This is a genomic window from Janthinobacterium sp. AD80, assembly GCF_002878455.1.
GTDB lineage: Bacteria > Pseudomonadota > Gammaproteobacteria > Burkholderiales > Burkholderiaceae_D > Janthinobacterium.
In genome coordinates this window covers 22,393-47,880 of the sequence record NZ_NRDQ01000038.1, presented here as the reverse complement: position 1 = coordinate 47,880, position 25,488 = coordinate 22,393, and the positions used below count along the sequence as shown (strand labels likewise).

At 64.9% G+C, this 25,488-nt stretch carries 22 protein-coding genes and 1 pseudogene; 11 read left to right on the top strand and 12 right to left on the bottom strand.

Going from position 1 to position 25,488, the window contains the following annotated elements; translation table 11 throughout:
- Nucleotides 1–3,200, top strand: a 3,200-nt coding sequence (locus tag JaAD80_RS09370; protein ID WP_146012327.1) for a hybrid sensor histidine kinase/response regulator, incomplete at its 5' end; no start/stop codon positions are given.
- A gap of 101 nt (nucleotides 3,201–3,301) precedes the next feature.
- Here the strand turns inward: JaAD80_RS09370 and JaAD80_RS31970 are convergent.
- Nucleotides 3,302–4,767 (bottom strand): annotated as a pseudogene (locus JaAD80_RS31970) (deoxyribodipyrimidine photo-lyase).
- Between the two features lie 453 nt (nucleotides 4,768–5,220).
- Here JaAD80_RS31970 and JaAD80_RS09360 point away from each other — a divergent pair.
- The 6 genes from JaAD80_RS09360 to JaAD80_RS09335 all read left to right on the top strand — a co-directional run bounded on the left by JaAD80_RS09360 (nucleotide 5,221) and on the right by JaAD80_RS09335 (nucleotide 9,954).
- A complete protein-coding gene (locus JaAD80_RS09360) occupies nucleotides 5,221–5,823 on the top strand; it encodes a YqgE/AlgH family protein (RefSeq protein WP_102293929.1) in 603 nt (200 codons plus the stop codon).
- 11 nt (nucleotides 5,824–5,834) lie between these two features.
- Nucleotides 5,835–6,218 (top strand): Holliday junction resolvase RuvX, encoded by a 384-nt coding sequence (ruvX, locus tag JaAD80_RS09355; RefSeq protein WP_077409280.1) that lies wholly within the window; start codon nucleotides 5,835–5,837, stop codon nucleotides 6,216–6,218.
- A gap of 39 nt (nucleotides 6,219–6,257) precedes the next feature.
- Entirely contained in the window at nucleotides 6,258–6,782 is a 525-nt protein-coding gene (gene pyrR, locus JaAD80_RS09350) for a bifunctional pyr operon transcriptional regulator/uracil phosphoribosyltransferase PyrR (RefSeq protein ID WP_102293928.1), read from the top strand.
- Nucleotides 6,775–7,740, top strand: a complete 966-nt coding sequence (locus JaAD80_RS09345; RefSeq protein WP_102293927.1) for an aspartate carbamoyltransferase catalytic subunit — start codon at nucleotides 6,775–6,777, stop codon at nucleotides 7,738–7,740. Before pyrR ends, JaAD80_RS09345 begins: the two co-directional genes overlap by 8 nt.
- 25 nt (nucleotides 7,741–7,765) lie before the next feature.
- The gene (locus JaAD80_RS09340; RefSeq protein WP_102293926.1) at nucleotides 7,766–9,067 is read left to right on the top strand and encodes a dihydroorotase; all 1,302 of its coding nucleotides are present in this window, start codon (nucleotides 7,766–7,768) and stop codon (nucleotides 9,065–9,067) included.
- A gap of 140 nt (nucleotides 9,068–9,207) precedes the next feature.
- Nucleotides 9,208–9,954: a 1-acyl-sn-glycerol-3-phosphate acyltransferase gene (locus JaAD80_RS09335; RefSeq protein ID WP_102293925.1), complete on the top strand. Its 747-nt coding sequence runs from the start codon at nucleotides 9,208–9,210 to the stop codon at nucleotides 9,952–9,954.
- Here JaAD80_RS09335 and JaAD80_RS09330 read toward each other — a convergent pair.
- From JaAD80_RS09330 to JaAD80_RS09300, 7 genes are all read right to left on the bottom strand, one after another.
- Nucleotides 9,951–10,715 carry an ABC transporter permease gene (locus JaAD80_RS09330; protein ID WP_102293924.1) on the bottom strand — a complete coding sequence of 255 codons (765 nt, stop codon included), beginning with the start codon at nucleotides 10,713–10,715 and terminating at the stop codon, nucleotides 9,951–9,953. The two genes, JaAD80_RS09335 and JaAD80_RS09330, sit on opposite strands and share 4 nt — an antisense overlap.
- A 2-nt stretch (nucleotides 10,716–10,717) precedes the next feature.
- The gene (locus JaAD80_RS09325; protein ID WP_102293923.1) at nucleotides 10,718–11,962 is read right to left on the bottom strand and encodes an ABC transporter substrate-binding protein; all 1,245 of its coding nucleotides are present in this window, start codon (nucleotides 11,960–11,962) and stop codon (nucleotides 10,718–10,720) included.
- Nucleotides 11,963–11,979: 17 nt separating this feature from the next.
- Nucleotides 11,980–12,774, bottom strand: coding sequence for an ABC transporter ATP-binding protein (locus tag JaAD80_RS09320; RefSeq protein ID WP_102293922.1), 795 nt, complete (start codon nucleotides 12,772–12,774; stop codon nucleotides 11,980–11,982).
- Nucleotides 12,771–13,856, bottom strand: a complete 1,086-nt coding sequence (locus JaAD80_RS09315) for an acyl-CoA dehydrogenase family protein (protein WP_102293921.1) — start codon at nucleotides 13,854–13,856, stop codon at nucleotides 12,771–12,773. The genes JaAD80_RS09320 and JaAD80_RS09315 overlap by 4 nt, the downstream gene beginning before the upstream one ends.
- A 1-nt stretch (nucleotide 13,857) precedes the next feature.
- Complete coding sequence (locus tag JaAD80_RS09310) at nucleotides 13,858–14,412, bottom strand: carboxymuconolactone decarboxylase family protein (protein ID WP_102293920.1); 555 nt, start codon at nucleotides 14,410–14,412, stop codon at nucleotides 13,858–13,860.
- Nucleotides 14,413–14,541: 129 nt separating this feature from the next.
- Nucleotides 14,542–15,462, bottom strand: coding sequence for an AraC family transcriptional regulator (locus JaAD80_RS09305; RefSeq protein WP_102293919.1), 921 nt, complete (start codon nucleotides 15,460–15,462; stop codon nucleotides 14,542–14,544).
- Nucleotides 15,463–15,554: 92 nt separating this feature from the next.
- On the bottom strand, nucleotides 15,555–16,394 hold the full coding sequence (locus tag JaAD80_RS09300) for a symmetrical bis(5'-nucleosyl)-tetraphosphatase (RefSeq protein ID WP_102293918.1): 840 nt from the start codon (nucleotides 16,392–16,394) through the stop codon (nucleotides 15,555–15,557).
- Nucleotides 16,395–16,837: 443 nt separating this feature from the next.
- Here JaAD80_RS09300 and JaAD80_RS09295 point away from each other — a divergent pair, with 443 nt between their 5' ends.
- The 4 genes from JaAD80_RS09295 (at nucleotide 16,838) to waaA (ending at nucleotide 20,929) form a co-directional block, all read left to right on the top strand.
- Nucleotides 16,838–17,146: an H-NS family nucleoid-associated regulatory protein gene (locus JaAD80_RS09295; RefSeq protein ID WP_102293931.1), complete on the top strand. Its 309-nt coding sequence runs from the start codon at nucleotides 16,838–16,840 to the stop codon at nucleotides 17,144–17,146.
- Between the two features lie 80 nt (nucleotides 17,147–17,226).
- Complete coding sequence (locus JaAD80_RS09290) at nucleotides 17,227–18,609, top strand: phosphomannomutase/phosphoglucomutase (protein WP_102293917.1); 1,383 nt, start codon at nucleotides 17,227–17,229, stop codon at nucleotides 18,607–18,609.
- Nucleotides 18,610–18,613: 4 nt separating this feature from the next.
- Nucleotides 18,614–19,636 carry a lipopolysaccharide heptosyltransferase I gene (waaC, locus tag JaAD80_RS09285; RefSeq protein WP_102293916.1) on the top strand — a complete coding sequence of 341 codons (1,023 nt, stop codon included), beginning with the start codon at nucleotides 18,614–18,616 and terminating at the stop codon, nucleotides 19,634–19,636.
- Between the two features lie 18 nt (nucleotides 19,637–19,654).
- The gene (waaA, locus tag JaAD80_RS09280; protein ID WP_102293915.1) at nucleotides 19,655–20,929 is read left to right on the top strand and encodes a lipid IV(A) 3-deoxy-D-manno-octulosonic acid transferase; all 1,275 of its coding nucleotides are present in this window, start codon (nucleotides 19,655–19,657) and stop codon (nucleotides 20,927–20,929) included.
- Nucleotides 20,930–21,030: 101 nt separating this feature from the next.
- Here waaA and JaAD80_RS09275 read toward each other — a convergent pair whose 3' ends face one another.
- Genes JaAD80_RS09275 through glyS form a run of 4 tightly spaced genes read right to left on the bottom strand, consistent with a single transcriptional unit; the run spans nucleotide 21,031 to nucleotide 25,457 of the window.
- Complete coding sequence (locus JaAD80_RS09275) at nucleotides 21,031–21,966, bottom strand: M48 family metallopeptidase (RefSeq protein WP_102293914.1); 936 nt, start codon at nucleotides 21,964–21,966, stop codon at nucleotides 21,031–21,033.
- 44 nt (nucleotides 21,967–22,010) lie between these two features.
- On the bottom strand, nucleotides 22,011–22,751 hold the full coding sequence (locus JaAD80_RS09270; RefSeq protein ID WP_100874414.1) for a 1-acyl-sn-glycerol-3-phosphate acyltransferase: 741 nt from the start codon (nucleotides 22,749–22,751) through the stop codon (nucleotides 22,011–22,013).
- A gap of 16 nt (nucleotides 22,752–22,767) precedes the next feature.
- Nucleotides 22,768–23,355 carry a D-glycero-beta-D-manno-heptose 1,7-bisphosphate 7-phosphatase gene (gmhB, locus tag JaAD80_RS09265; RefSeq protein WP_102293913.1) on the bottom strand — a complete coding sequence of 196 codons (588 nt, stop codon included), beginning with the start codon at nucleotides 23,353–23,355 and terminating at the stop codon, nucleotides 22,768–22,770.
- Nucleotides 23,355–25,457 (bottom strand): glycine--tRNA ligase subunit beta, encoded by a 2,103-nt coding sequence (glyS, locus tag JaAD80_RS09260; RefSeq protein ID WP_102293912.1) that lies wholly within the window; start codon nucleotides 25,455–25,457, stop codon nucleotides 23,355–23,357. The genes gmhB and glyS overlap by 1 nt, the downstream gene beginning before the upstream one ends.
- Nucleotides 25,458–25,488 lie beyond the last annotated feature (31 nt).

The window sequence follows — 25,488 nt, the reverse complement described above, 5'->3', positions numbered from 1 at the left end:
TGGAGGGCGGCGCGGGGCGCGAGCGCGAGGCCGGCATGCTGCTGGCGGCGGCCGAACGCGTGCGCGAAGGCGGACCGTTCGAGCTGCGCAAGCCGCGCCCGGCCGTGCCGCCAGTCAGCAACGGCAATGTGATCGGCTTTCCTTCCGCCACGGCGCCCGCCGCGCACGAGGCGCCCGACGATCACCTCAAGCACGTGGGCGAGTTGCGCATCAGTCTGCCCCTGTACAACATTTACCTGGCCGAGACGGATGAACTGCTGCGCGTGCTCACGCGCGACTTCGGCGAGTGGCGCCACGAGCAGCGCGCCGTCAGCGGCGAGGCACTGCAAGCCGTGCATACCCTGGCGGGGACGTCGGGCACGGTGGGCTTCCAGTCGCTGCGCGACCTGGCGCACGCGCTGGAGACAACCATAGAAACCGTGGTGCCGCCACTGGCCGGCTTGAGCGATGCCCAGCACGATGTGCTGGAACACGCCACGCAGCGCATCGGGCAAATGCTGCAGGCGTTCGCGCTGGGCGACCTGGCGCCCGCGCAGCCGGACATGATCGAGTCGCTCAATACGCTGTGGCGCGCCCTGACGGCACTGCCGGGCGAGAGCGGGGAAGCGCAACTCGACGCCCTGTTCGCCGCCACCTACGCCAGCATTGTCGGCACGCCGGTGGCGCCTGCCGAAGCGCTGGCGGAAGAGCCGGCTGAAGATCCGGTCGACGCGGTGCCGAGCGAATCGGCAGAGCAATTGGCGGCGGTGCCGATGCCGCAGCTCGAAACCCTGTTCGCGGCCACGTATGCCAGCATCGTCGCCGACGCGCTGCAGCCGGACCTTCCTGCCGCCGCTGCGGAAGCGCCAGTGCCGGACCTGGGCGCCAGCGATGACCTGTTCGACGCCGGCTTCGAGCACGCGCCGCTGCTGGAGCACGCGCTGCCGGAAGCGCTGGTGCCGGCCATCATGCCGGCCGACGCGGCCGCGCTGCTGGCGGCCAGCGCCGGCATCAGCGATGAACTCGATCTGGATCTGCTGTCCGTTTTCCTGGAGGAGGGCGCCGACCTGCTGCCGCAGATCGGCGAAGCGCTGCGCAGCTGGCAGCAGCAGCCGCACGACAGCGGCCAGGCGCAGATGCTGCTGCGCACCCTGCATACGGTGAAGGGCAGCGCGCGCATGGCCGGCGCCATGCGCCTGGGCCAGCATGCGCATGAAATCGAGACGCATATCGAGAATATGCTGCATGCGGGCACCGCCACGCCGCAGGCGTTCGAGGAATTGCTGGCCCATTACGACCATGCGCTGCACCTGTTCGAGCAGTTGCAGCAGCCCCTGCTGCCCTTGCCGGGCATGGAAGACACGCCTGCCGCCGAGCCGAAGGCGGCGCTGGTGCGCGTGCGTGCCGATATCCTCGACCGCCTGGTGAACCAGGCGGGGGAGGTGTCGATCACGCGCTCGAAAATGGAAAACGAGGTGGGCGTGCTGGGCGCTTCGCTGGGCGAGTTTTCCGACAATCTGCAGCGCCTGCGGCGCCAGTTGCGCGAAGTGGAAATGCAGGCCGAATCGCAGATCGCCTCGCGCATGGCCGTGGGCAGCGAACGCGATTTCGATCCGCTCGAATTCGACCGTTTTACGCGCCTGCAGGAACTCACGCGCATGATGGCCGAAAGCGTCAACGACGTGGCGTCCTTCCATGAAAACCTCAGCCACAGCGTGAATGCCGTCGGCGACGACCTGGTGCTGCAGGCGCGCCTGACGCGCGAACTGCAGCGCGACCTGATGCAGATCCGCATGGTGCCGTTTGCCAGCATTGCCGAACGCCTGTTCCGCGTGGCGCGGCAAAGCGCCAAGGAAGTCGACAAGCGCGTCAACCTGGATATTCGCGGCGGTGGCGTGGAAATCGACCGCAGCGTACTGGAACGCATGGCGGCGCCATTCGAACACTTGCTGCGCAATGCCATCGTGCACGGCATCGAACCGCGCGCGGCGCGCCTGGCGGCAAGCAAGAGCGAAACGGGCGAGCTGCTGGTGCAGGTCAGCCAGCAGGGCAATGAGGTGGCGATCGCCTTTTCCGACGACGGCGCGGGCCTGGACCTGGAACGCATCCGCAGCAAGGCGCACAGCGCCGGCCTGCTGTCGCCGGACGCGCCATTGAGCGATGCGCAGGCGGCCGAGCTGATTTTCGCGCCGGGCTTTTCCACCGCCGACAGCCTGACGGAACTGGCGGGCAGGGGCTTCGGCATGGATATCGTGCGCTCCGAGGCGCTGGCCCTGGGCGGGCGCGTGGAAACGCTGACGCAGGCGGGCCAGGGCATGCGTTTCACCATTCATTTGCCGCTGACCCTGGCCGTCACGCAAGTGGTGCTGCTGGCGGCGAACGGCAAGACCTATGCCTTGCCCTCGGTGCTGGTGGAGCAGGTGCTGCACCTGAAAGGCGAGCAGCTGGAGCAGGCGCAGGCGGCCGGGCATATCGAGTCGCACGGCCACGCCCTGGCGCTGCACCATTTGTCGTCCATGCTGGGCGAGGCGCCGGCGGCGCAAGCGGTACAGCGCCATGCGCCCGTACTGCTGCTGAGGAATGGCAATGACCGTCTGGCGCTGCAAGTGGACGATGTGCTGGGCAACCGCGAGGTGGTGGTCAAGCACGTGGGCCCGCAGCTGGCGCGCATGCCCGGCATCGCCGGCGCCACCGTGCTGGGCACGGGCGACATCGTGCTGATCCTCAATCCGGTGGCGCTGGCGCAGCACCTCGAACACCATCCGGAACTGCTGTCGCAATACGCGCTGGCGTCGGGAGAGCAGCGCGCCGCTTCCAGCACGCTGGCCGCGCCGCGCGCCTGCGTCATGGTGGTCGACGATTCACTGACCGTGCGGCGCGTGATGCAGCGCCTGTTCGAGCGCGAAGGCTACCTGGTGCTGCTGGCCAAGGACGGCGTCGAGGCGCTGGAGCAGTTGCATGCGCTGGAGCCAGCGGCCATGCCGGCCTTGCTGCTGGTCGATGTGGAAATGCCGCGCATGGATGGTTTTGACTTGACGCGCAACGTGCGCAGGGACGACAAGACGCGTGCCATCCCCGTCATCATGATCACCTCGCGCAGCGCCGACAAGCACCGCACGCATGCGTTCGAGCTGGGCGTGAACGCGTATTTCGGCAAGCCGTTCCAGGAGGAGGAATTGCTGGCGGAAGTGGGGCGTCTGCTGGGCGCTGGCGTGGCGTAACCGACGCCGACGCCGACGCCAACAATGTTGTCGGATTACGCGCGGCTTTGCCCCGCTAATCCCACCTACGTTATTGTGCGACGGGGCCACCGGCTACCCGATTACCCCACCACCTTCACCACCGCATAGCGCTCCAGCGTTTCCTTGCGCGCCTCGTCGTGCTGCACCAGCGGTTCAGGATAGTCGCGCCCCAGCACAATGTTTTTCTGTTCCAGCAGCATGCGCGGCACCAGCCAGGGCGCGTGGATTTCCTTGTCGCCCAGCGCCTTCAGCTGCGGCAGGTAGCGGCGGATGAAGCGCCCGTTCGCATCGAATTTTTCCGACTGCGTGATGGGGTTGAAGATGCGGAAATACGGCTGCGCGTCGCAGCCAGAGGACGATGCCCATTGCCAGCCGCCGTTGTTCGACGCCAGGTCAAAGTCGTTCAGGTGCAGCGCGAAATACGCTTCGCCACGGCGCCAGTCGATGCCCAGATCCTTGATCAGGAAGCAGGCCGTGACCATGCGCAGGCGGTTGTGCATGTAGCCGGTCTGGTTCAGCTGCGCCATCGCCGCGTCCACCAGCGGATAGCCGGTGCGCCCTTCGCACCAGGCGGCAAAGGCGGCGTCCGCCTCGGGTCCCGTTTCCCAGGCGATGGCGTCGTAGGCGGGCTTGAAGGCGCCGCCTTCCACGTGCGGGTTCTGGTACAAAATCATGGCGTAGAAGTCGCGCCAGATCAGTTCCGCCAGCCACACGGGCGCGCCGTCGCCGCCGCCGCCTCGGTCCATCAGGTCGACGATGGTGCGCACCAGGTAGCGCAGCGAGACGGTGCCGAAGCGCAGGTGCATGGACAGGTACGATGGCCCTTTCAGCGCGGGAAAGTCGCGCGCCACGTCGTAGCGGGCCGCGCGCGGCAGGAAATCCTCGAACAGTTTGCTGGCGCCCGACATGCCGGTCGGAATCGCCAGTTCGGCCAGGTTGCTGGGCTCGAAACCCAGTTCCTCCAGGGACGGCAACGCCGCCGGCGTGCCAGCGCGCGGCGGCGCCAGGCGGGGCCGCGTGCGGCTCGACGTCGAACGGCGCCAGGCAGCCTAGGTTCGGCGCGCATTTTCTTGAGCCATGCATTCTTGTATGGCGTGTAGACGGTGTAGGGTTTCTGCGAGAGGGTCAGCACTTCGTCTTTTTCAAAGATCACCTGATCCTTGAAACTGAACCACAGGCGCGCGTCCTGCGTCAGCGCGGCGGCCACCGTGGCGTCGCGGGCGATGGCTTGCGGTTCGTAGTCGTGGTTGGCAAAGACGGCGTCGGCCTGCAGTTCGGCCGCCAGGCGGGGAATGGCCTCGGCCGCATCGGCGTGCAGCACGATCAGGTCGCCGCCCAGTGCGCGCAGTTCGGCCGCCAGTTCGGCCACGCTGGCGTGGATGAAGTCGACGCGGCGGTCACGCCGCGGCAAGGTGGCCAGGATGGCGCTGTCATAGATAAATACACAATGCACGGCCTGGCTCTGGCGCAGGGCGTGGTGCAGCGCGGCATGATCAAAGGCGCGCAGGTCGCGCCGGAACCATACCAGGGAAGTCTTGATGCTCATTATTTTCGCGTGTTCCGGGTCAAAGATCAGCTATTTTTTGCCGTTCAGGGGGTGTTATGGCCGCTCGCGTCGCGCCTTTGGCGTCGCTGTGGCGGCAATTCAGTGTAAACTAGCAGCTACGTTCGCAGTGCTCATTATGTGCAACAGCGGTGCGACAGCGATTTTGGAATCGATTTTACAATTGATTCCAAAATGGGGCTGTCTGGGAGTGCAATTGCAGTGACATGTGATATTTCGCAATATGCAAGACCGGCATGCGCAGCGAATGTGTGATTGAATTTATAACATAACAAGAATGACGCCTGGCACACAACGGCCCTCCGCCCAAGATTCGCGGCGGGCGCTGGCAGGCGTACGACAGCGGGGTAAGCGAGACTTGCCAGCAAGCCCACAGAGAGAGCATCGCGTATGAAGAAGAGTAAAATCGACCAGACTCTACCAGGACATCGATTGATGCAGGGCGTCGGCGAACCGGCTGCGACCGGTTCCTCCACCCTGAATCTGGCCAACCATTTCCTGATTGCGATGCCGGCGATGCAAGATCCGATCTTCGGCGGTACGGTCGTGTATGTCTGCGAACACAATGAAAACGGCGTGCTGGGCGTCGTCATCAACAAACCCACCGACATGACCATGGAAGTGCTGTTCGAACGCATCGACCTGAAACTGGCGGCCGGCAGCGACACGCCCATCGTCAACGAGCCCATCATGTTTGGCGGCCCGGTGCAGGACGACCGCGGCTTCGTGCTGCATACGCCGGGCGCGCGCTATTCCTCGTCGCTGACGGTGACCGACGAGATCGCCTTTACCACCTCGATCGACGTGCTCGAAGCCGTCGCCAAGGGCGATGGCCCGGAACGCCTGCTGGTCTCGATCGGCTACTCGGGCTGGAGCCCGGGCCAGCTGGAAGAAGAAATCGGCCGCAACGGCTGGCTGACGGTCGGCGCCTCGGCCGACATCCTGTTCGATTTCCCCATCGAACAGCGCTACGTGGCGGCCATCAAATTGCTGGGCATCGACCCCCTGATGCTGGCAAGCGAGGCTGGCCACGCATGAGCGGGGACGCCATCGACACCATCCTCGCCTTCGATTTCGGCCTGAAACGCATCGGCGTGGCCATCGGCAATACCATGATTTGCCAGGCCAAGCCGCTCAGCGTGATCACGGCCACGGCGAACGAGCCGAAGTTTGCCGCCATCGACAGCCTGATCAGGGAGTGGGGCGCCAGCCGCATCGTGGTGGGCTTGCCCAGCCACCCCGATGGCACGGAACATGAAATGAGCGCGCGCTGCCGCCGCTTCGCCAACCAGGTCCACGGCCGCTTCAACCTGCCCGTGGAACTGGTCGACGAACGTTATTCCTCGGCCGTCATCGCCGCCAGGCGCGGTGAAGTCATCGACGACCGCGCCGCCGCCATCATCCTGCAGCAGTATTTTGACGCGAATTATTAATCTGAATTTTGACTCCATTCCTGAATGATTAAGAACTCTATGCCGCATCCTACGAATCCATCCCAACTCGACGCCGAGGCCCTGTACGCAGACTTGCTGCAACAGGTGCAAGGCGGCCTGGCGGGCATTCCCAACGTGGCCATCGTCGGCATCCACTCGGGCGGCGCCTGGCTGGCCGAACGCCTGGCGCGCGACCTGAACCTGCTGGACCGCCTGGGCGTGCTCGATGTCTCGTTCTACCGCGACGACTTCGCCGAGAAGGGCCTGCATGCGGACGTCAAGCCGACGAAGATCGCCTTCGACGTGGCCGGCGCCACCATCCTGCTGGTCGACGACGTGCTGTACACGGGCCGCACCACGCGCGCGGCCATCAACGAACTGTTCGACTATGGCCGTCCGGCGAAGATCATGCTGGCCGCCCTGGTCGACCGCGGCGAGCGCCAGCTGCCGGTGGCCGCCGATTTCGTCGCCGCCTACACTGCCGTGCCGGCGGGCCAGGCCCTGGTCCTGAAGCAAGCCGACGATGGAAAATTCACGCTCACCATAGATACCCACCATGCTTAATCCGCAACTGAATAAACACGGCGAACTGCAACATCTGCTGACGATCGAAGGCTTGCCGAAGTCTATCGTCAACCACATCCTCGACACGGCTTCCTCGTTCGTCGGCATTTCCGCGCGCGACGTGAAGAAGGTGCCGCTGATGCGCGGCAAAAGCGTTTTCAACCTGTTCTTTGAAAACTCCACGCGCACGCGCACCACCTTTGAAATCGCATCAAAAAGACTGTCGGCCGATGTCATCAACCTGAACATCCAGGCCTCGTCGGCCAGCAAGGGCGAGTCCCTGCTCGACACCATCGACAACCTGTCGGCCATGCATGCCGACATGTTCGTCGTGCGCCACGCGCAGTCGGGCGCGCCCTACCTGATCGCCAAGCACCTGATCGATACGAAGCAGCCGCACGTCCACGTCGTCAACGCGGGCGACGGGCGCCACGCGCACCCGACCCAGGGCTTGCTCGACATGTACACGATCCGCCACTACAAGAAGGATTTCACCAACCTGACGGTGGCCATCGTGGGCGATATCCTGCACAGCCGCGTGGCGCGTTCCGACATCCACGCGCTGACCACCCTGGGCGTGCCGGAAGTGCGCGCCATCGGCCCGCACACCCTGCTGCCGGGCGGCCTGGAACAGATGGGCGTGCGCACCTTCACCAACATGGATGAAGGCTTGAAGGGCGTCGACGTGATCATCATGCTGCGCCTGCAAAACGAGCGCATGAGCGGCGCGCTGCTGCCGTCGGCGCAGGAATATTTCAAGAGCTATGGCTTGACGCCCGAACGCCTGGCACTGGCCAAGCCGGACGCCATCGTCATGCATCCGGGCCCGATGAACCGCGGCGTGGAAATCGATTCGGCCGTGGCCGACGGTGCGCAGGCGGTCATCCTGCCGCAGGTGACGTTCGGTATCGCCGTGCGCATGGCGGTGATGAGTATTTTGGCTGGTAATCAGGGCTGATGGCCCAAGGACGAGTATAGCGAGCATGACGACACTACATATCAAGAACGGCCACCTGATCGACCCTGCCAACGGCATCGATGGCTTGCAAGACCTGTTCATCGCCGACGGCAAGGTGCTGGCCGTGGGCAGCGCCCCCGCCGGTTTCACCGCCGACACGACGTTCGACGCGGCCGGCCTGGTGGTTTCCCCCGGCCTGGTCGACCTGTCAGCGCGCCTGCGCGAGCCGGGCTACGAATACAAGGCGACCCTGGAATCGGAATTGCAGGCGGCCCTGCAAGGCGGCGTCACGAGCCTGATCTGCCCGCCTGACACCGACCCCGTGCTCGACGAGCCGGGCCTGGTGGAAATGCTGAAATACCGCGCCAAGACGCAGAACAAGGCGCATGTGCACCCGCTGGGCGCGCTGACCATGGGCTTGAAAGGCCAGTCGCTGACGGAAATGGCGGAACTGACGGAAGCGGGCTGCATCGGCTTCGCGCAGGCGGAAGAGCCGATCGAAGACACCACCGTGCTGCTGCGCGCCATGCAGTATGCGAACACTTTCGGCTACACCGTCTGGCTGCGCCCGCAAGACCCGCATATCGGCCGTGGCGGCATCGCCCACAGCGGCCCGCTGGCCTCGCGCCTGGGCCTGTCCGGCGTGCCGGTGATGTCCGAAACCATCGCGCTGCACACGATCTTTGAACTGATGCGCGCCAGCCGCGCGCGCGTGCACCTGTGCCGCATCTCGTCGGCGGCAGGCCTGGAACTGATCCGCGCCGCCAAGGCCGAAGGCTTGCCCGTCACCTGCGACGTGGGCGCGCACCATGTGCATTTGACGGATGCCGACATCGGCTTCTTCGACCCGAATGCGCGCGTGACGCCGCCGTTCCGCAGCCAGCGCGACCGCGATGCGATCCGCGCCGGCCTGCTCGACGGTACGGTGGACGCCATGTGTTCGGATCACACGCCCGTCGACGATGATGAAAAACTGCTGCCGTTCGGCGAAGCGTCGCCCGGCGCCACGGGCCTGGAACTGCTGCTGTCGCTGGCCCTGAAATGGGCCGACGACTACGCCTTGAACCAGCCGCAAGCGGGCGCCCGTCCGCTGGCGCGTGCCGTGGCCAAGGTCACGTCCGACGCGGCCCGCGTGGCCGGCATCCCGGCCGGCAGCCTGGCCGTGGGCGAAGCGGCCGACATCTGCGTCTTCGATCCCGCCGCGCGCTGGACCGTGTCGTCGGCCTCGCTGGCCAGCCAGGGCAAGCACACGCCTTTCCTCGGCTATGAGCTGAGCGGCATCGTCAAGGCGACCATCGTGGCCGGACAGGTGGCGTTTCAGCGCTGATTTTTTTGTACTGGAGTGAAACTCCAGCATACTGCCGGGGTCAGTCCTTTCAGGAGCGGAATTCGCCCCATTGGGGCGGATTCCCCCGCCGGGTCTGACCCCAGAATTTGCTGTGGGTTTGCTTCTTTATCTGGTGTCATTTGAAACTTCTGCTTACCTACCGCCTCGCGCGCATCGCCATCCACCTGAGCTGCGGCATGGCCAAGAGCGCGGTGCTGTTCCCCTGGCTGGACCTGGAGGGGCGCAACCGGCGCATCCGCCGCTGGTCCACGCAACTGCTCGATATCTGCGGCGTGCAGGTGCAGCAGCCGGCCTGCAGCGTGCCGGCCCTCGACCATGCGATGGTGGTGGCGAACCACGTCTCGTGGCTCGACATCTTTGTCATCAATGCCGTCCACCCTTGCCGTTTCGTCGCCAAGGCGGAAATCCGCGCCTGGCCGATCCTCGGCTGGCTGGCGGGGCGCGCCGGCACCATCTTCATTTCACGCGGCAGCAAGCGCGACCTGCGTTTGATCTTCCAGGGCCTGGTGGACAAGTTGACGGCGGGCGAGCGCATCGCCTTCTTCCCCGAGGGCACGACCGCCGCGCAAGGGCAGATCCTGCCGTTTCACGCCAATCTGTTCGAAGCGGCCATCGACGCGCAAGTGCCGGTGCAGCCGTTCGCGCTCGTGTATGTGGATGACAAGGGGGCCTTGCACCATGCCGTCGATTTCATCGGCGAGATGAGCTTTGCGCAAAGCATGGTGGCGATCCTGAGCGGGCCGCCGATCACGGCGCGTCTGACCTGTCTGGCGCCAGTGGCGACGCACGGCGCGCACCGGCGCGAGCTGGCGGCGGCAACGCAGGCGGAGGTAGCCGCCGCGCTGCCGCTGGACAAGGCAGCCTAATTTTTGACGTGCAGCCAGCGCGCATGCGCGGCGCGGGCCAGGTAGTCGAGGATGAAGCCGAGTATGCCGATCAGCACGATGGCGGCCATCAGTTCCGAGTACGCCAGGCGGTCGCGCGTGTCGAGGATGAAGTAGCCCAGGCCGGCCGAGACGCCCAGCATTTCCGCTGGCACCAGCACGATCCAGATGATGCCGATGGCCAGGCGCACGCCCGTCAAAATGTCGGCCGTGATGCCCGGCAAAATCACCTTGAAGACAATCTCGCTGCGCGTGGCCGACAGGCTGCGCGCCAGCAGCAGCCAGTTCGGGTCGAGCCGCGCCACGCCGGCCGCCGTATTGAGCAAAATCGGCCAGACGGCCGCAAACGCCAGCAGGAAGTACACGGGCGCGTCGCCGACACCGAGCACCATCACGGCTATCGGCATCCACGACAGCGGCGAAATCATGCGCAGCAGCTGGAACAGCGGCATGGCGGCGCCGGAAAAGCTTTTCGACATGGCCACCAGCACGCCCAGCGGCACGCCGATGACGATGGCCAGCCCCAGGCCCACGGCCACCCGCTGCAGGCTCACTACCACATGCAGCCAGATATCCGCGCCGCCCAGCATTTCCTTGAACGCCAGCGCCGTGGGCAGGGGCGCGAAGGCGGTGGCGATCGGCGTGGATTTCTCCAGCGCCGTCACGCCCACGGACCACAACAGCAAGGCACTGGCCAGCCCCACCAGGGGCAGGCCGAACTTCGTAAACAGCTTGCTCGTCATCGTCAAACCGCCACAGTTTCGCTGCGCAGCAGGTTGGCCGGCAAGCCGAAGGCGGCCGGGCCGCCGACTGCCGTAATGGCCTTGCGCACGAAGCGGTCATCGACCAGGTCGCGCGCGGCGAATTTCGGATCGAGGTTGGCCAGGAAGCGCGTGTCGCCTTCCACCTTGGTGCGGCCGATGGCGCGCACCAGTTCTTCCGTGTACGAGGCGAATGGATACGGCTGGAAGTCGATGCGGCGCTGCTGCCAGTTCTTGTGCACGATCAGGCCCTGCTTTTCGTAGCCGGCGTAGTCGCTGGTGGCCAGCACCTTGGTCAGCACTTGCAGCGGATGCGGCGTGTAGCGGTGCTCGCCCACGTTCGACAGCAGCTTGGCCGTGTCGACCTGGTTCGAGCGCGTCCACAGCTGGGCCTTGACGATGGCGTTGGTGACCTTTTGCGCCCATTCCGGACGCGTGTTGATGTCACGCTCGGACAGGAAGGTGACGCAGCACGCATGGTTTTTCCACACATCGCCCGAGAAGCGCAGGATCTTGCCGATGCCGGCGTTTTCCGCCGCCGCATTGAACGGTTCGGCCACGATGTAGCCGGCGATCGACTTGCTGGCCAGGGCGGAGACCATTTCGGCCGGCGCCAGCACGATCAGGTTCACTTCATTCGGCTTGATGGCAGCGTTGCGCGCGCGCGTGACCGGGGTCAAGCCGTTGGCGGACAGGATCTGCTGCAGCAGGATGTTGTGGATCGAGTACCAGAACGGGATGGCGACCGTGCGCCCGCCCAGGTCGGAGACCTTGCTGATCTCGTTGGCCACCGTCAGCGCGGAACCGTTGACGTGGTTCCAGGCGACGACTTTCGCCGGGAATTTGGCGCCGTAGCGCACCCACAGGGTGGCCGGCGACAGCAAATGGATCACGTTGACCTGGCCGGCGACGAAGGCTTCGATGATCTGCGCCCAGCTGCGGAACAGCCGCGGCGTTTCCGCCTGCAAGCCTTCCGCTTCAAACAGCTTGCGCGCATGCGCGACCAGCAGCGGCGTGGCGTCGGTGATCGGTAAATAGCCGATTTTCACCGGCTGATCGTCGCCTTTCGGGCCTTGCTGGGCCATGGCGTCGCCGGCGAACAGCAGGGGCGAGGCGACGCTGGCCGTGGCCAGGGCCGACATGCGCAGGAAGTCGCGCCGCGTCAGGCCGCAGTCGCAATCGGACGAGGCGCAGATGTGCAGGGGTTTGTTTGGGTCTTCGAATGTCATGGGAGAGTTCCGGTCGATTAATTGGAAGCAAAGGCAGGCGCTTGGTCCTGCTTTTGCAGCGCCTGCAGGGCGTCGAGGATGTCCATCTTCAGGGCGATCACATCGGCGCTGTGGCCGATGCGCGGCTGCGCGATGGCAACGGGCCATTCGCGCACGATGTTGCCCGGCTTGCCGCCCATCAGCAAGATGCGGTCGGCCACGAGAATCGCTTCATCGATATCGTGCGTCACGAGCAGCACGGCCGTGTGCCAGCGGTGCACCACGTCCACCAGCAGCGACTGCATCTCGGCGCGCGTGATGGCGTCGAGCGCGGAAAACGGTTCATCGGCGAACAGCAGTTCCGGTTCGCGCGCCAGCGCACGGGCCAGCGCCACGCGCTGCGCCATGCCGCCCGACAGCGCGGACGGATACAGTTTTTCGCGTCCCTTCAGGCCCACCGCTTCAATGGCTTGCGCCACGCGCGCCTGGTGCGCGTCGCGCGTCAGCCTGGGCTGGTGCTTGAAGTCCAGGCCGAAGCCGGCATTGCCCGTGACGTTCAGCCAGGGCAGCAAACTGGCCTGCTGGAAGACGAGGGCGCTGCGCGGGTCCGGCTCGCGCATGGGCGCGTCAAGGAATTGAATATCGCCTGTCGATGGCGGCTGCAAGCCGGCCAGCACGCGCAGCAGGCTGGATTTGCCGCAGCCGCTGCCACCCAGAAGGCAGACGATTTCGCGCTTGCGCACGCCCAGCGAGACGTGCTGGAACACGGGCGCGGCACCCGGATAGGAAAAGCTCAGGTCCTGCGCCTGCAAGGCCCAATCTGCAACGCTCATGCCGACGCTCCCGCCGCCTTGGCCGCTTGCTGGCTGTCGAACAGCTGCAAGGCCGCCTGCAATTGCGTCAGGCTGGGGGTGACGATGGGGATGAACGACGATTCGCGCCAGCGGCGGGCAAAGCCCTGCTGCTCCGCGTTCAGGTAGGCGCGTCCGCCCATGGCTTGCAGTTCCAGCATCAGCGCCTGCTGCAGAATGTCCGCCAGTTGTATGCGCAGGCGGAACATGGCCGGCGCCTGCGTCTTGAAGCGGCCATCGTGCACGCCGTCCAGCAGGGTCGCGACTGCCGCTTCCAGGGTCACTTGCAGCGCTTCGATGCGCGGCGACAGCTGGTTGCGCGAGCCGGCGGAGATCTGCGCCGCTTTGGCCAGGCTGGCGCGCGCCAGGCCGATCGACAGGCCGCATTGCATGCCCAGGAAAGAAGGGCGCACCTGCGGCAGCCAGGCTGGCGCATTGTCGCTGATGATGTCCGCGGCGGGAATGTGTACCTGCGCCAGCTTGACGGAGGCGGTATTGCTGCCGCGCAGGGCGATCAGGTCCAGGTCATCGCTGCGCTGCACGCCTTGCGCGCCGCTATCGAAGGCCACGATGACGGGTGGCGCGCCATCGTCCGGTGCCACGGCAGCCGCCGCCACAAAGCCCGCCTTGCGCAAATTCGTCACCCAGGCCAGGCCGCCGTCGACCAGCAAGCCGTCGGCATGGCGCGCACCCGTGATTTGCAGCTGTTCGATGCCGGACAAGAATTTCATGGCGTTCGACAGGCCGCTGGCGCCGGCCTGCGTGCCGGCCAGCAGGCCGGGCAAGCGGCGCTCGGCCAGCGCCCGATTCTCACTTTGCAGCAGGAATTCGATGAAGCAGCGCTGGCCCCAGAAGACAAAGGCGGCCGTCACGGATTCCTCGGCTACTCTGGCAATGGCGTGGATGGCGTCGCGCACGTCGCCGCCAGCGCCGCCCTGTTCCTGCGGCACGCCGATGCGCAGCAACTGGTCGCCCGCCAGCGCGGGCAGCACGGTTTCAGCCAGCTGCGGCGATTGGTCCAGCTGGTCGGCATGCATGTGCAGCCAGTGATTGAGATGGCCCATGTCAGACGGCGCCGGGCAAATAGGGCGTCAATTGCGGATTGACGGGCGTGCCGGCCAGGCTGTTGGAAAAATTGCACAGGGTGGCCAGGCTGATGCCCAGCACCACTTCCAGCGCCTGCTGTTCGTTGTAGCCGGCGCCCAGGAAGGCTTGATATTCGGCGTCATTGACGGCGCCGCGCGTGGCGATGACGGCCGTGGCGAAAGCGGCGACGGCGTCCAGTTTGACGTCATTCGTCGGCTGGCCATGCTGCAGGGCGCGCACCGTGTCCGGCGTCTGGCCGGCTTTTTTCAGCGAGATGGCGCTATGGCCGGCAATGCAGAAATCGCAGCCGTGGATGCGCGCGGCCGTGATCTGTACCACTTCGCGTTCCATTAACGTCAGGCTGGCGCGCGCATTGATGCCCGAGACAGTCAAATAGGTTTCCAGGGCCAGCGGCGCGTTGGCCAGCACGCCGATCAGGTTGGGCAGGAAGCCATTGTTGGCGATGGCTTTTTCCACGAAGGGGCGGCTGTCGGCCGGCGCGGTATCGAGAGTATGCAGAGTCAGACGGGACATGGGGCACCTTGCTAAGTTAGTAAGTCACTCAGCCATTATATCGGCCATATCGTGCAGGCAACAGACGTGAGCGTCGCCCTTTTGTGCTCGTTCGTCTGCGATTCGGTATTCCTTGATCCCGGCAGGCGATTAGCTGGCCAGCTGGCGCAGGCGCTGGTCGCGGCGATAGGCGCCCGGCTGCTCGCCCGTGACGCGCTTGAAGGCGCGCGTAAAGGCGGCGTGCGAGCGGTAGCCCACCAGTTCGGCCGCCCGCTCCACGGACGCGCCGTCGTGCAGGCGCCGCGCGGCGATCTTCATGCGCAGCAGGAGCAGGAACTGCGCTGGCGAATGGCCGCTGGCGCTGGCGAAATGCTTGCAGAAGCTGGCGCGCGACATGCACGCCGCCTTGGCCATGTTCTCGATCGACCAGTCATCGGCGGGCGCATCGAGCATGCGTTCGAGCAGCGGTGAAAATGCGGGCTGGTGCAGCAGCGACAGCAGGCCGGCCGCCACCTGCTCGCCCTGCGCCACGTGGCGTATCAGGTAAAAGAACAGCAGTTCGACCAGCCGCGAGGTCAAAGGCGACGGCTGTTCCGGATCGCCGCCGGCCTCCGCCAGGATCAGGTCGAACAGTCCGGTGGCGGCGCTGAAGGCGGGCGCGTCGCCGCGTATCAGCAGATACGGCGGGAAGGAATCGACGATCAGCGCGGCGAGGGCGCCGCGAAATTGAAAGAAGCCGCAGGCCAGCGCCGTTGCCGGGCTGCCCGTGGCTGGCTGCAACGGCTGCATGGCTTGCGCGCTCACGGCCTGCAGCGGGTCGCTGTAAGGGCTGAGAAAATGCGGCAGGTCGCGCAGCAGGAAGACGCCATCGCGCGGACCGAGGGCGATCGGCGCCGCGCCATCGAGATGCAGATAGCAATGGCCGTCGAGCACCAGGTGAAAGCTGCCCAGTTCCCGGCCCGCCGTGGAGGCGCGCCAGCGGCCGCAGTACTGGCCTACGTGCAGTACGGCGGTGTCGAGCTGCAGGCTGCCCAGCAGCCAGCGCGCCAGCCTGTCGGTATCAGGATGCATGGAGTGGAAAAGGCAAAAGCTGCATCATACGGTCCGCGCGCGCCAGGGCCAACGACCGATTTCGACTAAGCATATGCCGGCACTGCGGCAGCTTACTGCTTGCCACTGTGCTGCTGGAACGTGGGGCAGTCCACCTGCAGCAGCGAGCGGTCTTCCAGGCAGACGGCGGACAGCTTGCCACCCCAGACGCAGCCGCTATCGAGGCCGATCAGCTGCGGGCGCAGTTGCAGTCCCAGCGCCGACCAGTGGCCGAAGACGACGGTGTCGCTGGCGCTGTGCCGGCCGGGCACCTCGAACCATGGCAGCAGGCCGGAGCCGGGCGGCGCGCTGCCGCTTTCCTTCATCTTGAAGTCCATCACGCCGTCGGCCGTGCAAAAGCGCAGCCGCGTCATGGCATTGATGATGCAGCGCAGGCGGTCGGCGCCCTGCAGCTCATCGCGCCAGGCGGCCGGCTCGTTGCCGTACATGGTGCGCAGGAACGCGACCCAGTCGTCGCTGCACAGCATGGCCGAGACCTCGCCGCTCAGGGCCAGTGCCTGCCGCGCGCTCCATTGCGGCAGCAGGCCCGCGTGCACGAGCAAATGGCCCTGGTGCTGCAGGGCCAGGGGGCGGCAGCGCAGCCAGGCGATGAGTTCTTCGCGGTCGGGCGCGTCGAGGATTTCGGTCAGAGTGTCCGATGCATGCTGCGGGCGGATGCCATTGGCCACGGCCAGCAAATGCAGGTCATGGTTGCCCAGCACGCTGTCAGCCAGGCCTTGCCGCGCCAGCGCGTGCACGTAGCGCAGGGTAGCCAGCGAGGCGGGGCCACGGTTGATCAGGTCGCCCGCGAACAGCAGGCGGTACGGACCGTTCGCCGTGGCCTGGATCTGTTCCACCAGTTCGACGGTTTGTGCATGGCAGCCTTGCAGATCGCCGATAAAGTAGGTTTTCATGTGTCCGGAGGTAAGAATGGAACTACGCGCTGACATTATAAGCATGCCTGCCGCCGGGCGCTGGATATGTACCTGGCGCCTGCCCGATTGCGCGTGCCGGCGTGAAAAGAAAATGCCGTTTACGCTTATCTATGCCCGCCGTGAGACGCATGGTATTTCCGCCTGTTGGATAATCATTTATTTAATTTTGGGATAAAGTCCTGCGTATTGAGCGCGCCAGGGCTTGCCGCTTTATACGCATATAGCGAGATCCGCAGCACGTTTATTTATTATCAAGCTTATCTGCCGTCATAATCTTCATTTAATCTTAATGTTGAGCGGCTAAATAATGCGCTAAATGTCAATGGCAGACGATCGATTATGCATGCAATGCGCAGATATTTTTGCAATGTAGTATATTTCACGGGATTTTATTATTTAAATGAATGTAAAGGATGTAAATGATGGATCTGTCGACGATGACGATGCTGGAATTGCGCAAGCTGGAAGATAATGTGAAGCAGGAATTGAATAGCCGCGAGCGCGAAGATTTGAACAAGGCACGCGAACAGATCATGGCGATCGCACAGCAGGCCGGCATTCCGCTGAAACAGCTGATACTCGATGGCTTGCATCCGCGCACGGGTAAAGTCGCGGTGCGTTACCGTCATCCGGACAATGCTACTGAGCAATGGACAGGACGTGGACGCCAGCCTCTGTGGGTCAAGCAGTGGGTGGAATCGGGCAAGTCGATCGATCTGCTGCGCGTATAATTCGGTATACTCTTGGCGCTGTAGCAAGCTTTCCGCTTGTTGCGCACCATGCCTTGTTCCCACTTTATACCGTCCACACCATGCTTCCACTGTCAAGATCGATCTTCAAGGCCTACGATATTCGCGGCATCATCGCTAAAACACTGGATGCCAGCGTGGCGCACAAGATCGGACAGGCATTTGGCAGGGCAGCGCTGGAGAAGGGCGAGCAGCGCGTCGTGATCGGCCGCGACGGCCGCCTGTCGGGCCCCGAATTGACGGCGGCGCTGGCACAGGGCCTGCAGGCCGCCGGCGTCGACGTGATCGATTTGGGCGTGGTGGCCACGCCGATGGTGTACTTCGGCACGAACGTGCTCGACACGCGTTCCGGCATCATGGTCACGGGTAGCCACAATCCGCCCGACTATAACGGCTTCAAGATGGTGCTGGCCGGTGAAGCGATTCACGGTGAAGCGATCCAGGCGCTGTACCACAGCATCGTCGCGCACGACGGCAGCGCCAGCGCCAACCCGGGCAGCTATGTCACGCACGATATCCGCGCCGCCTACCTGGAGCGCATCCTGGGCGACGTCAAGCTGGCGCGCCCGATCAAGATCGCCGTCGATTGCGGCAATGGCGTGGCCGGCGCCTTCGCGGGCGACCTGTTCCGCGGCATGGGCTGCGAGGTCATCGAATTGTTCTGCGAAGTCGATGGCAACTTCCCGAACCACCATCCCGATCCGGCGCATCCGGAAAACCTGCAGGACCTGATCCGCTGCCTGGCCGAGACGGACGCCGAAATCGGCATCGCCTTCGACGGCGACGGCGACCGCCTGGGCGTGGTGACCAAGGATGGCCAGATCATCTACCCTGACCGCCAGATGATGCTGTTCGCCGCCGACGTGCTGACCCGCCACCCTGGCGCGCAAATCCTGTACGACGTGAAATGCACGCGCCACCTGGCGCCGTGGATCAGCAAGCATGGCGGCGTGCCGCTGATGTACAAGACGGGCCACTCGCTGGTGAAAGCCAAACTGCGCGAAACGGGGGCGCCGCTGGGTGGCGAAATGAGCGGCCATATCTTCTTCAAGGACCGCTGGTACGGTTTCGATGACGGCCTGTATTCGGCCGCGCGCCTGCTGGAAATCCTCACGCATGAAGCCGATCCATCTGCCTTGCTCAATTCCCTGCCGCAGTCCGACAGCACGCCCGAACTTCACCTGGACCTGAAGGAAGGCGAGAACGTCGCGCTGATGGACATGCTGCGCCGCGACGCCGTTTTCCCCGGCAACGAACAGATCATCACCATCGACGGCCTGCGCGTGGAATACGCGGACGGCTTCGGCCTGGCCCGTGCTTCGAACACCACGCCGGTGATCGTCATGCGCTTCGAGGCGGAAACGCCGGCGGCGCTGGCGCGCATCCAGGCGCAGTTCAAGCGCGTGATCCTGGCTGCCAAGCCTGATGCCGCCCTGCCATTCTGACGCCATGACCGACCGACTGGCGGCGCAAGCGCCCTTGAACATTCTGCTGGTGCGCGTTTCCTCCTTGGGCGACGTGCTGCATAACCTGCCCATGGTGGCGGACATCGCCCGCCATTTTCCTGATGCGACCATCGACTGGGTGGTCGAGGAGGGTTATACCAGCCTGGTGCGCCTGAATCCGCGCGTGGGTACCATCTTCCCGTTCGCGCTGCGGCGCTGGCGCAAGAGCCTGGGCAAGAAAGAGACGCGCGCGGAAATCGCCGCCTTCTTCCGCCGCCTGCGCCAGACCCGCTACGATTATGTATTCGATACCCAGGGCTTGCTGAAGACGGGCATCATCATGGGCGCCGCGCGTCTGGCGCCGGGCGGGCAGAAAGTCGGCCTGGCCAATGGCAGCGAAGGCTCCGGCTACGAGGGCATCTCGCGCCTGTTCCATACCAAAAGCATTCCCCTCGATCCGCGCACGCATGCGGTAGCGCGTGGCCGCCTGGTGGCCGCCGCCGCACTGGGCTACACCGTCGATACGCCGGCCGATTTCGGCTTGCCGGAAGTATCAGGCAGCGAACCGCGCCCGGACTGGATGGGCGAAGAACCCTATTGCGTGTATTTCCACGGCACCGCGCGCGACGCCAAGAAATGGGCGCCGCAGAACTGGATCGCGCTGGGCCAGGCGCTGGCGCCCATGCCGATACTGCTGCCGTGGGGTTCGCCCAAGGAAAAGGCGGAAGCGGAACAACTGGCGGCCGGCCTGCCGAACGCGCGCGTGCTGCCGAAACTGTCGATGAGCGACGCTACCTTGCTGGCGCGCCACGCGGCGCTGGTGGTCGGCGTCGATACGGGCCTCACGCATATCGCCGCCGCATTCGTGCGTCCGACGGTTGAAATCTACGCCGATTCGCCGCTGTGGAAGACGGAAGGCAACTGGTCGCCGAAGATCATCAACCTTGGCGATAAAGGCGCGCCGCCCGGCGTGCCGGAAGTGCTGGCCGCGGCGCAGCGGCTGCTGGCCGACTATCCTCCCGCCTGACTTTCACATTCAATAATCATGCGACTTCTTTATACCCTCGCCTGGTGGCTGGCCTTGCCCCTGGTGCTGGCGCGCCTGTGGCTGCGCGGACGCCAGGAACCCGGCTACCGCCAGCACTGGGGCGAGCGCCTGGGCTTTTACGCCCGCCAGTCCAGGTCCCCGATGCCGACGCTGTGGCTGCACGCCGTCTCCGTTGGCGAGACGCGCGCGGCCGAACCACTGGTCGATGCGCTGCTGGCGCAATGGCCCGATTGCCGCATCGTCCTCACGCACATGACGCCGACTGGGCGCGCCACCGGCAAGGCGCTGTTCGCCAAACACGGCGCACGCCTGGTGCAAAGCTACCTGCCTTACGACACGGGTGCCATGCCGGCCAATTTCCTTCGCCATTTCGCGCCGCGGATCTGCATCCTGATGGAGACGGAAGTGTGGCCGAATCTGATCCACCAGTGCAATCGCTACAAAGTGCCCGTGGTGCTGGCCAATGCGCGCCTGTCGCAGCGTTCGCTGGGCAAGGCGCAGCGCCTGGGCAAGCTGATTGCCGATGCGGCGCGCGGCATCACCCTGGTGGCGGCGCAGACGCAGGACGACGCCGATCGCGTGCGCCAGCTGGGCGTGCGTGACGTGGTGGTCACTGGCAGCATCAAGTTCGACGTTGTCGTGCCCGGGGCGGCGCTGGCGACGGGCGCCTTGCTGCGCAGCGCGATAGGCTCCCGTCCTGTGCTGCTGTGCGCCAGCACGCGCGAAGGGGAAGAGCCGCTGATCCTCGACGCCTGGCTGCGCGCCAGCCTGCCGGCCAATGCCTTGCTGCTGATCGTGCCGCGCCATCCGCAACGTTTCGACGAGGTGGAAAAATTGATCGCGGCGCATGGCCTGGCCGTGCAGCGCAGGTCGGGCTTGGGCCAGGATAGCGTCGTGGCGGCGGCCACGCAAGTGCTGCTGGGCGATTCGATGGGCGAGATGTTTGCGTATTACGCGGCGTGCGATTGCGCTTTTGTGGGCGGCAGCCTGCTGCCGCTGGGCGGACAGAACCTGATCGAGCCGGCCGCCCTGGGCAAACCTGTGCTGATCGGCCCGCACACCTTCAATTTCGCGCTGGTGACGGAACAGGCAATTGCCGCCGGCGGCGCCGCGCTGGTAGCGGACGCCGATGCCCTGATGGCGCAGGGGGCGGCATTGCTGCAGGATCCTGCGGAGCTGGCGTCGATGGGCCAAAAGGCGCTGGCGTTTGCCAACCAGCACCGGGGCGCCACGCCGCGCACCGTCGCGGCCATCAAGCCTTTGCTGCCGTGATGGCGCGCGGCCAACAATGGCGTCGGATTACGCGCGCTGCGCTAATCCGATCTACGTGACTGTAGGTCGGATTAGCTCGTAGAGCGTAATCCGACAAGCGCCTACGTGAACAGCACAGGCAACTCCTGCGAGCGCTTTCTGAGCGCCTGCTTGGCGCCATCGTAATCGGGATAGATCGATTCCACGGTGGCCCAGAAACGGGGGCTGTGGTTCATTTCCAGCAGGTGCGACAGCTCATGCGCCACCACGTAGTCGACCAGCGGCAGGGCGAAGTGGATCAAACGCCAGTTCAGGCGGATCTTGCGCTCGATGGTGCAGCTGCCCCAGCGCGTGCCGGCTGACGACAGCGACAGCGAATCGTAGCGCACGCCCAGCTTGTCCGCATACAGGTCCAGCCGCGCCTCGAACAGCTGGCGCGCCTCGTGCTGGAACCAGGCCTTTACTTTTTCCTTCAGCTGCTGTTCCGTGCCCGCTGGCGTGACCCACACATGCAGTTCATTCGTCTCGCGCTGGAAGCTGGCGCGATGGCGCGGCGCCTGGTGCAATCGCAAGGTGATCTCGCCTCCGAGGTAGGGCAGCATGGCGCCGTCGACCCAGGCCACGGGCGGACGCTGCTGGCGCTGCACCTTGCGCTCGCCCCGCTCCAGCAGTTTCGAGACGATCCAGCCCTGCTTAGCGCGGATGGCGTTGTCGATTTCAGCCAGGGTGACGCGCTTGGGCGCCGTCACGCGCAAGCCGTTATCGTCGATCATGAAGCCGATGGAGCGGCGCGTGGAGCGGCGCAGGGCGAATTCGACCAGGTGGCTGCCCAGCTGCAGCTGGCGCAGCGGCGGGCCATCGGCGCTGCGTGGCGGTGAGGGAAGGACAGGGGGGGCGGGAGGCGTAACAGGCGCCGGTGGCGGCGCCAGGGGAACTACAGGCTTCGCCTCCACGGGCGGCGCTGGCGGTGCCGTGGGGCGCACCGCCGGGGGCGTGCTGGTCGAGACGTCATGCGCGAACAAATCCAGTTGCTGGTCGCCGACCTTGATGGTCTTCATCTGCTGGCGCAGGGTCGGCTCCTGGATGACCGCGCTGATGCCGTCTAGCCAGCGTTGTAGGCGTGAGGCGAAATGACGCGCATTTCTGATTCTATCCAATTTTCCACCTGTTGCATCATGCTGTCCGGGGTTTGCCCTTCCGGCGAAATCGGTTTGCCGATCGAGACGGTGATCAGTCCGGGGCGTTTGAGGAATGACTGCTTGGGCCAGCACTCGCCTGAATTATGCGCGATCGGCACCACCACGGCGCCGGTAGCGATGGCCAGGCGCGTGCCGCCGCTCTTGTACTTGCCCGCCTGGCCCACGGGAATGCGGGTACCTTCAGGGAACATGATAATCCATTGGCCATCGGCCAGTCGGCGCTTGCCATGCGCCACCACGCTCTTGAACGCATGCTTGCCCTGCTTGCGGTCGATGGGGATCATGCGCAGCAGCGCCATGGCCCAGCCGAAGAACGGGATGTACAGGATCTCCTTCTTGAACACATACACGAGCGGGCGTGGCAGGCTGGGAAGCAAAAAGATGGTTTCCCATGCCGACTGGTGTTTCGACAGCACGATGGCCGGCGCATCGGGGAAGTTCTCCGCGCCCTTGACTTCATAGCGGATGCCGCAAATGACCTTGGCACACCACAGGATAAACACGTTCCAGCGCGAGGTGACCCAATAGCGCTTGTTGTAGCTCAATGGCGCGGCAAAAAAGCACACGCAGGCCCAGACGATGGTGGCCACGATCATGATGGTCATGAACAGCAGGGATCGCAGGAACAGGGAAATATTACGCAATGCGGTTCTCCGAAGATTAAATACTCAATGCCACGCTGGGCGCCGGTACCGCCGGCGCCTTGAGCAGGTGGCTGACCACGGCGACCAGGTCGGGGAAGACCTGGGTGCCGGGCGGCAGGCCGCCCGTCTCGTTGGTCTTTTCGCCCTTGCCCGTCAGGACCAGGTAGGGCACGCAGCCGCTGATGAAGCCTGCCTGCAGGTCGCGCAGCGAATCGCCGACCGTGGGCACGCCTTTCAGGCTGGTGTTGTAGCGCTGCGAAATTTCATGGAACATGCCCGGTTTCGGCTTGCGGCAGTCGCAGTTATCCGCGCCCGCATGCGGGCAAAAGAAAATGGCATCGATGTCGGCGCCGACCTGCTGCGCCAAGGTATGCATCTTCTGGTGGATCGCGTTCAAGACCGTCATGTCGAAGTATTCGCGCGCGATGCCCGACTGGTTAGAGGCGATGACGACGCGATAACCAGCCTGATTCAGGCGGGCGATCGCTTCGAGCGAACCGGGAATCGGCAGCCATTCCGCAGGCGACTTGATGAAATCCGGCGAGTCATGATTGATGACGCCGTCGCGGTCAAGAATTATCAGTTTCAGCGCCGGAATACCCATTACGCCGCCAGCTTGGAAATATCGGCCACGCGGTTCATCATGCCGTGCAAGGACGACAGCAAGGCCAGGCGGTTGTTGCGCAAGGCGACATCCTCGGCCATCACCATCACGTCGTTGAAGAAGCCGTCGACATCGTCGCGCAGCTGCGCCAGGGTTTGCAGCGTGCTGGTGAAGTCGCCCTTGGCAAAGGCGGCGTCGACTTCCGGCTGCACGCGCGAGACGGCGGCGGCGAGTTTTTTCTCCGCCTCGTCCTGCAGCAGCGCCACGTTGACGCCGCCGGCGGCGACCTGGCTCACGGCTTCCTCGTTCTTTTTCAGGATATTCGTGATGCGCTTGTTGGCCGCGGCCAGCGATGCGCTTTCCGGCAGGGCGGCAAACGCCTGCACGGCTTCCAGGCGCTGCACGATGTCGTCCAGGCGGTCGGGATTCTGTGCCACGATGGCTTCGATTTCATTCGGCGAGAAACCGCGCTCGCGCAGGATGCCGCGCAGGCGGTCGAGCATGAAGGTGGTCACGTCCGCCACCGGGTCCTTGAAGCCGGGCACGGCTGCGAACTGCGCGGCGGCATCCGCCAGCAAGCCCTGGATCGACAGGGGCAAGCGTTTCTCCAGCAGCATGCGCAGCACGCCTAGCGCGTGGCGGCGCAGCGCGAACGGGTCCTTGTCGCCCGTCGGCGCCAGGCCGATGGCCCAGATGCCAACCAGGGTTTCGAGCTTGTCGGCCAGCGCCACAGCGGTGCCGGTGGCGGTCGATGGCAGGCTGTCGCCGGCAAAGCGCGGCTGGTAATGTTCGGAGGCGGCCAGCGCCACTTCTTCCGCTTCGCCGTCATGGCGCGCGTAATACGTGCCCATGATGCCTTGCAGTTCTGGGAATTCACCCACCATGTCGGTCAGCAGGTCGGCCTTGGCCAGCAGGGCGCCGCGTTCGGCCAGCGCCACGTCGTACTGCAGCTTGGCGGCGATGGCGCCGGCCAGCGACTTGACGCGCTCTGTGCGGGCAGCTTGCGTGCCCAGCTTGTTGTGGTAGACCACATTGGCCAGCAGCGGCAGGCGCGATGCCAGGGTTTTCTTCTTGTCTTGCTCGAAGAAGAACTTGGCGTCGGACAGGCGCGGGCGCACGACGCGCTCGTTGCCGCCGATGATGTGCTCTGGCGTGTCCGTCTCGATGTTCGAGACGATCAAAAAGCGCGAGCGCAGCTTGCCTTCGCTGTCCGTCAGCGCAAAGTATTTCTGGTTCGTCTGCATGGTCAGGATCAGGCACTCCTGCGGCACGGCCAGGAATTCTTCCTCGAAGTGGCATTCGTACACCACCGGCCATTCGACCAGGGCGGTCACTTCATCGAGCAGCGCTTCGGGCATCAGCACCTGGTCGGCACCGGCCTTGTCCAGCAACTGGGCGCGGATGCGTTCCTTGCGTTCCTCGTTGCTGGCGATGACGCTGGCGTTGAGGATCAGCGAGGGCGCATAGTTTTCCGCGTGCGCGATGGCGATCGGTTCGCCGTCCGTCAGGAAGCGGTGGCCCAGGGTGCTGCGGCCGGCCGTCAGTCCCAGCAGGGTCAAAGGCAGGATATTGATGCCGTGCAGGGCGATCAGGCTGTGGGCCGGGCGCACGAATTGCACGGTGGTGCCGTCCGGGCGCTGATAGCTCATCAGCTTTGGAATCGGCAGCTTGGCGCAAGATTCCGTCAATGCCGCCTGCGCGCCGACGGCCAGCTGGCTGCCCGGCGCCGTGTAGGTGTAGAAGAAGCTTTCGGCCTTGCCGTCGGCGGCGCGTTCCAGCTCGGCCACCGTCAGGTCGGGGAAGCCCAGCGCGGCCAGTTTCTTGGCCAGCGGCGGCGTGCCGTTGCCGTTCGCGTCCAGCGCCACGGAGACGGGCAGGACTTTTTCGCGGATCGATTTGTCGGGCGAGACTTCGCGCACGTTGGTGATGGAGACGGCCAGGCGGCGCGGCGAGGCGTAGCTGGTGGCGACGCTGTCGGCTTCGAGGAAGTCGCGCGCTTTCAGGCCGTTGACGATGCCGGCCGTGAAGGCGGCGCCCAGTTTGGCCAGCGCTTTCGGCGGCAGTTCTTCGGTCAGCAGTTCGATGAGCAGTGTTTGGTTCATGGTGTTCTTGTCAGGTACGGCGGTATGGAGG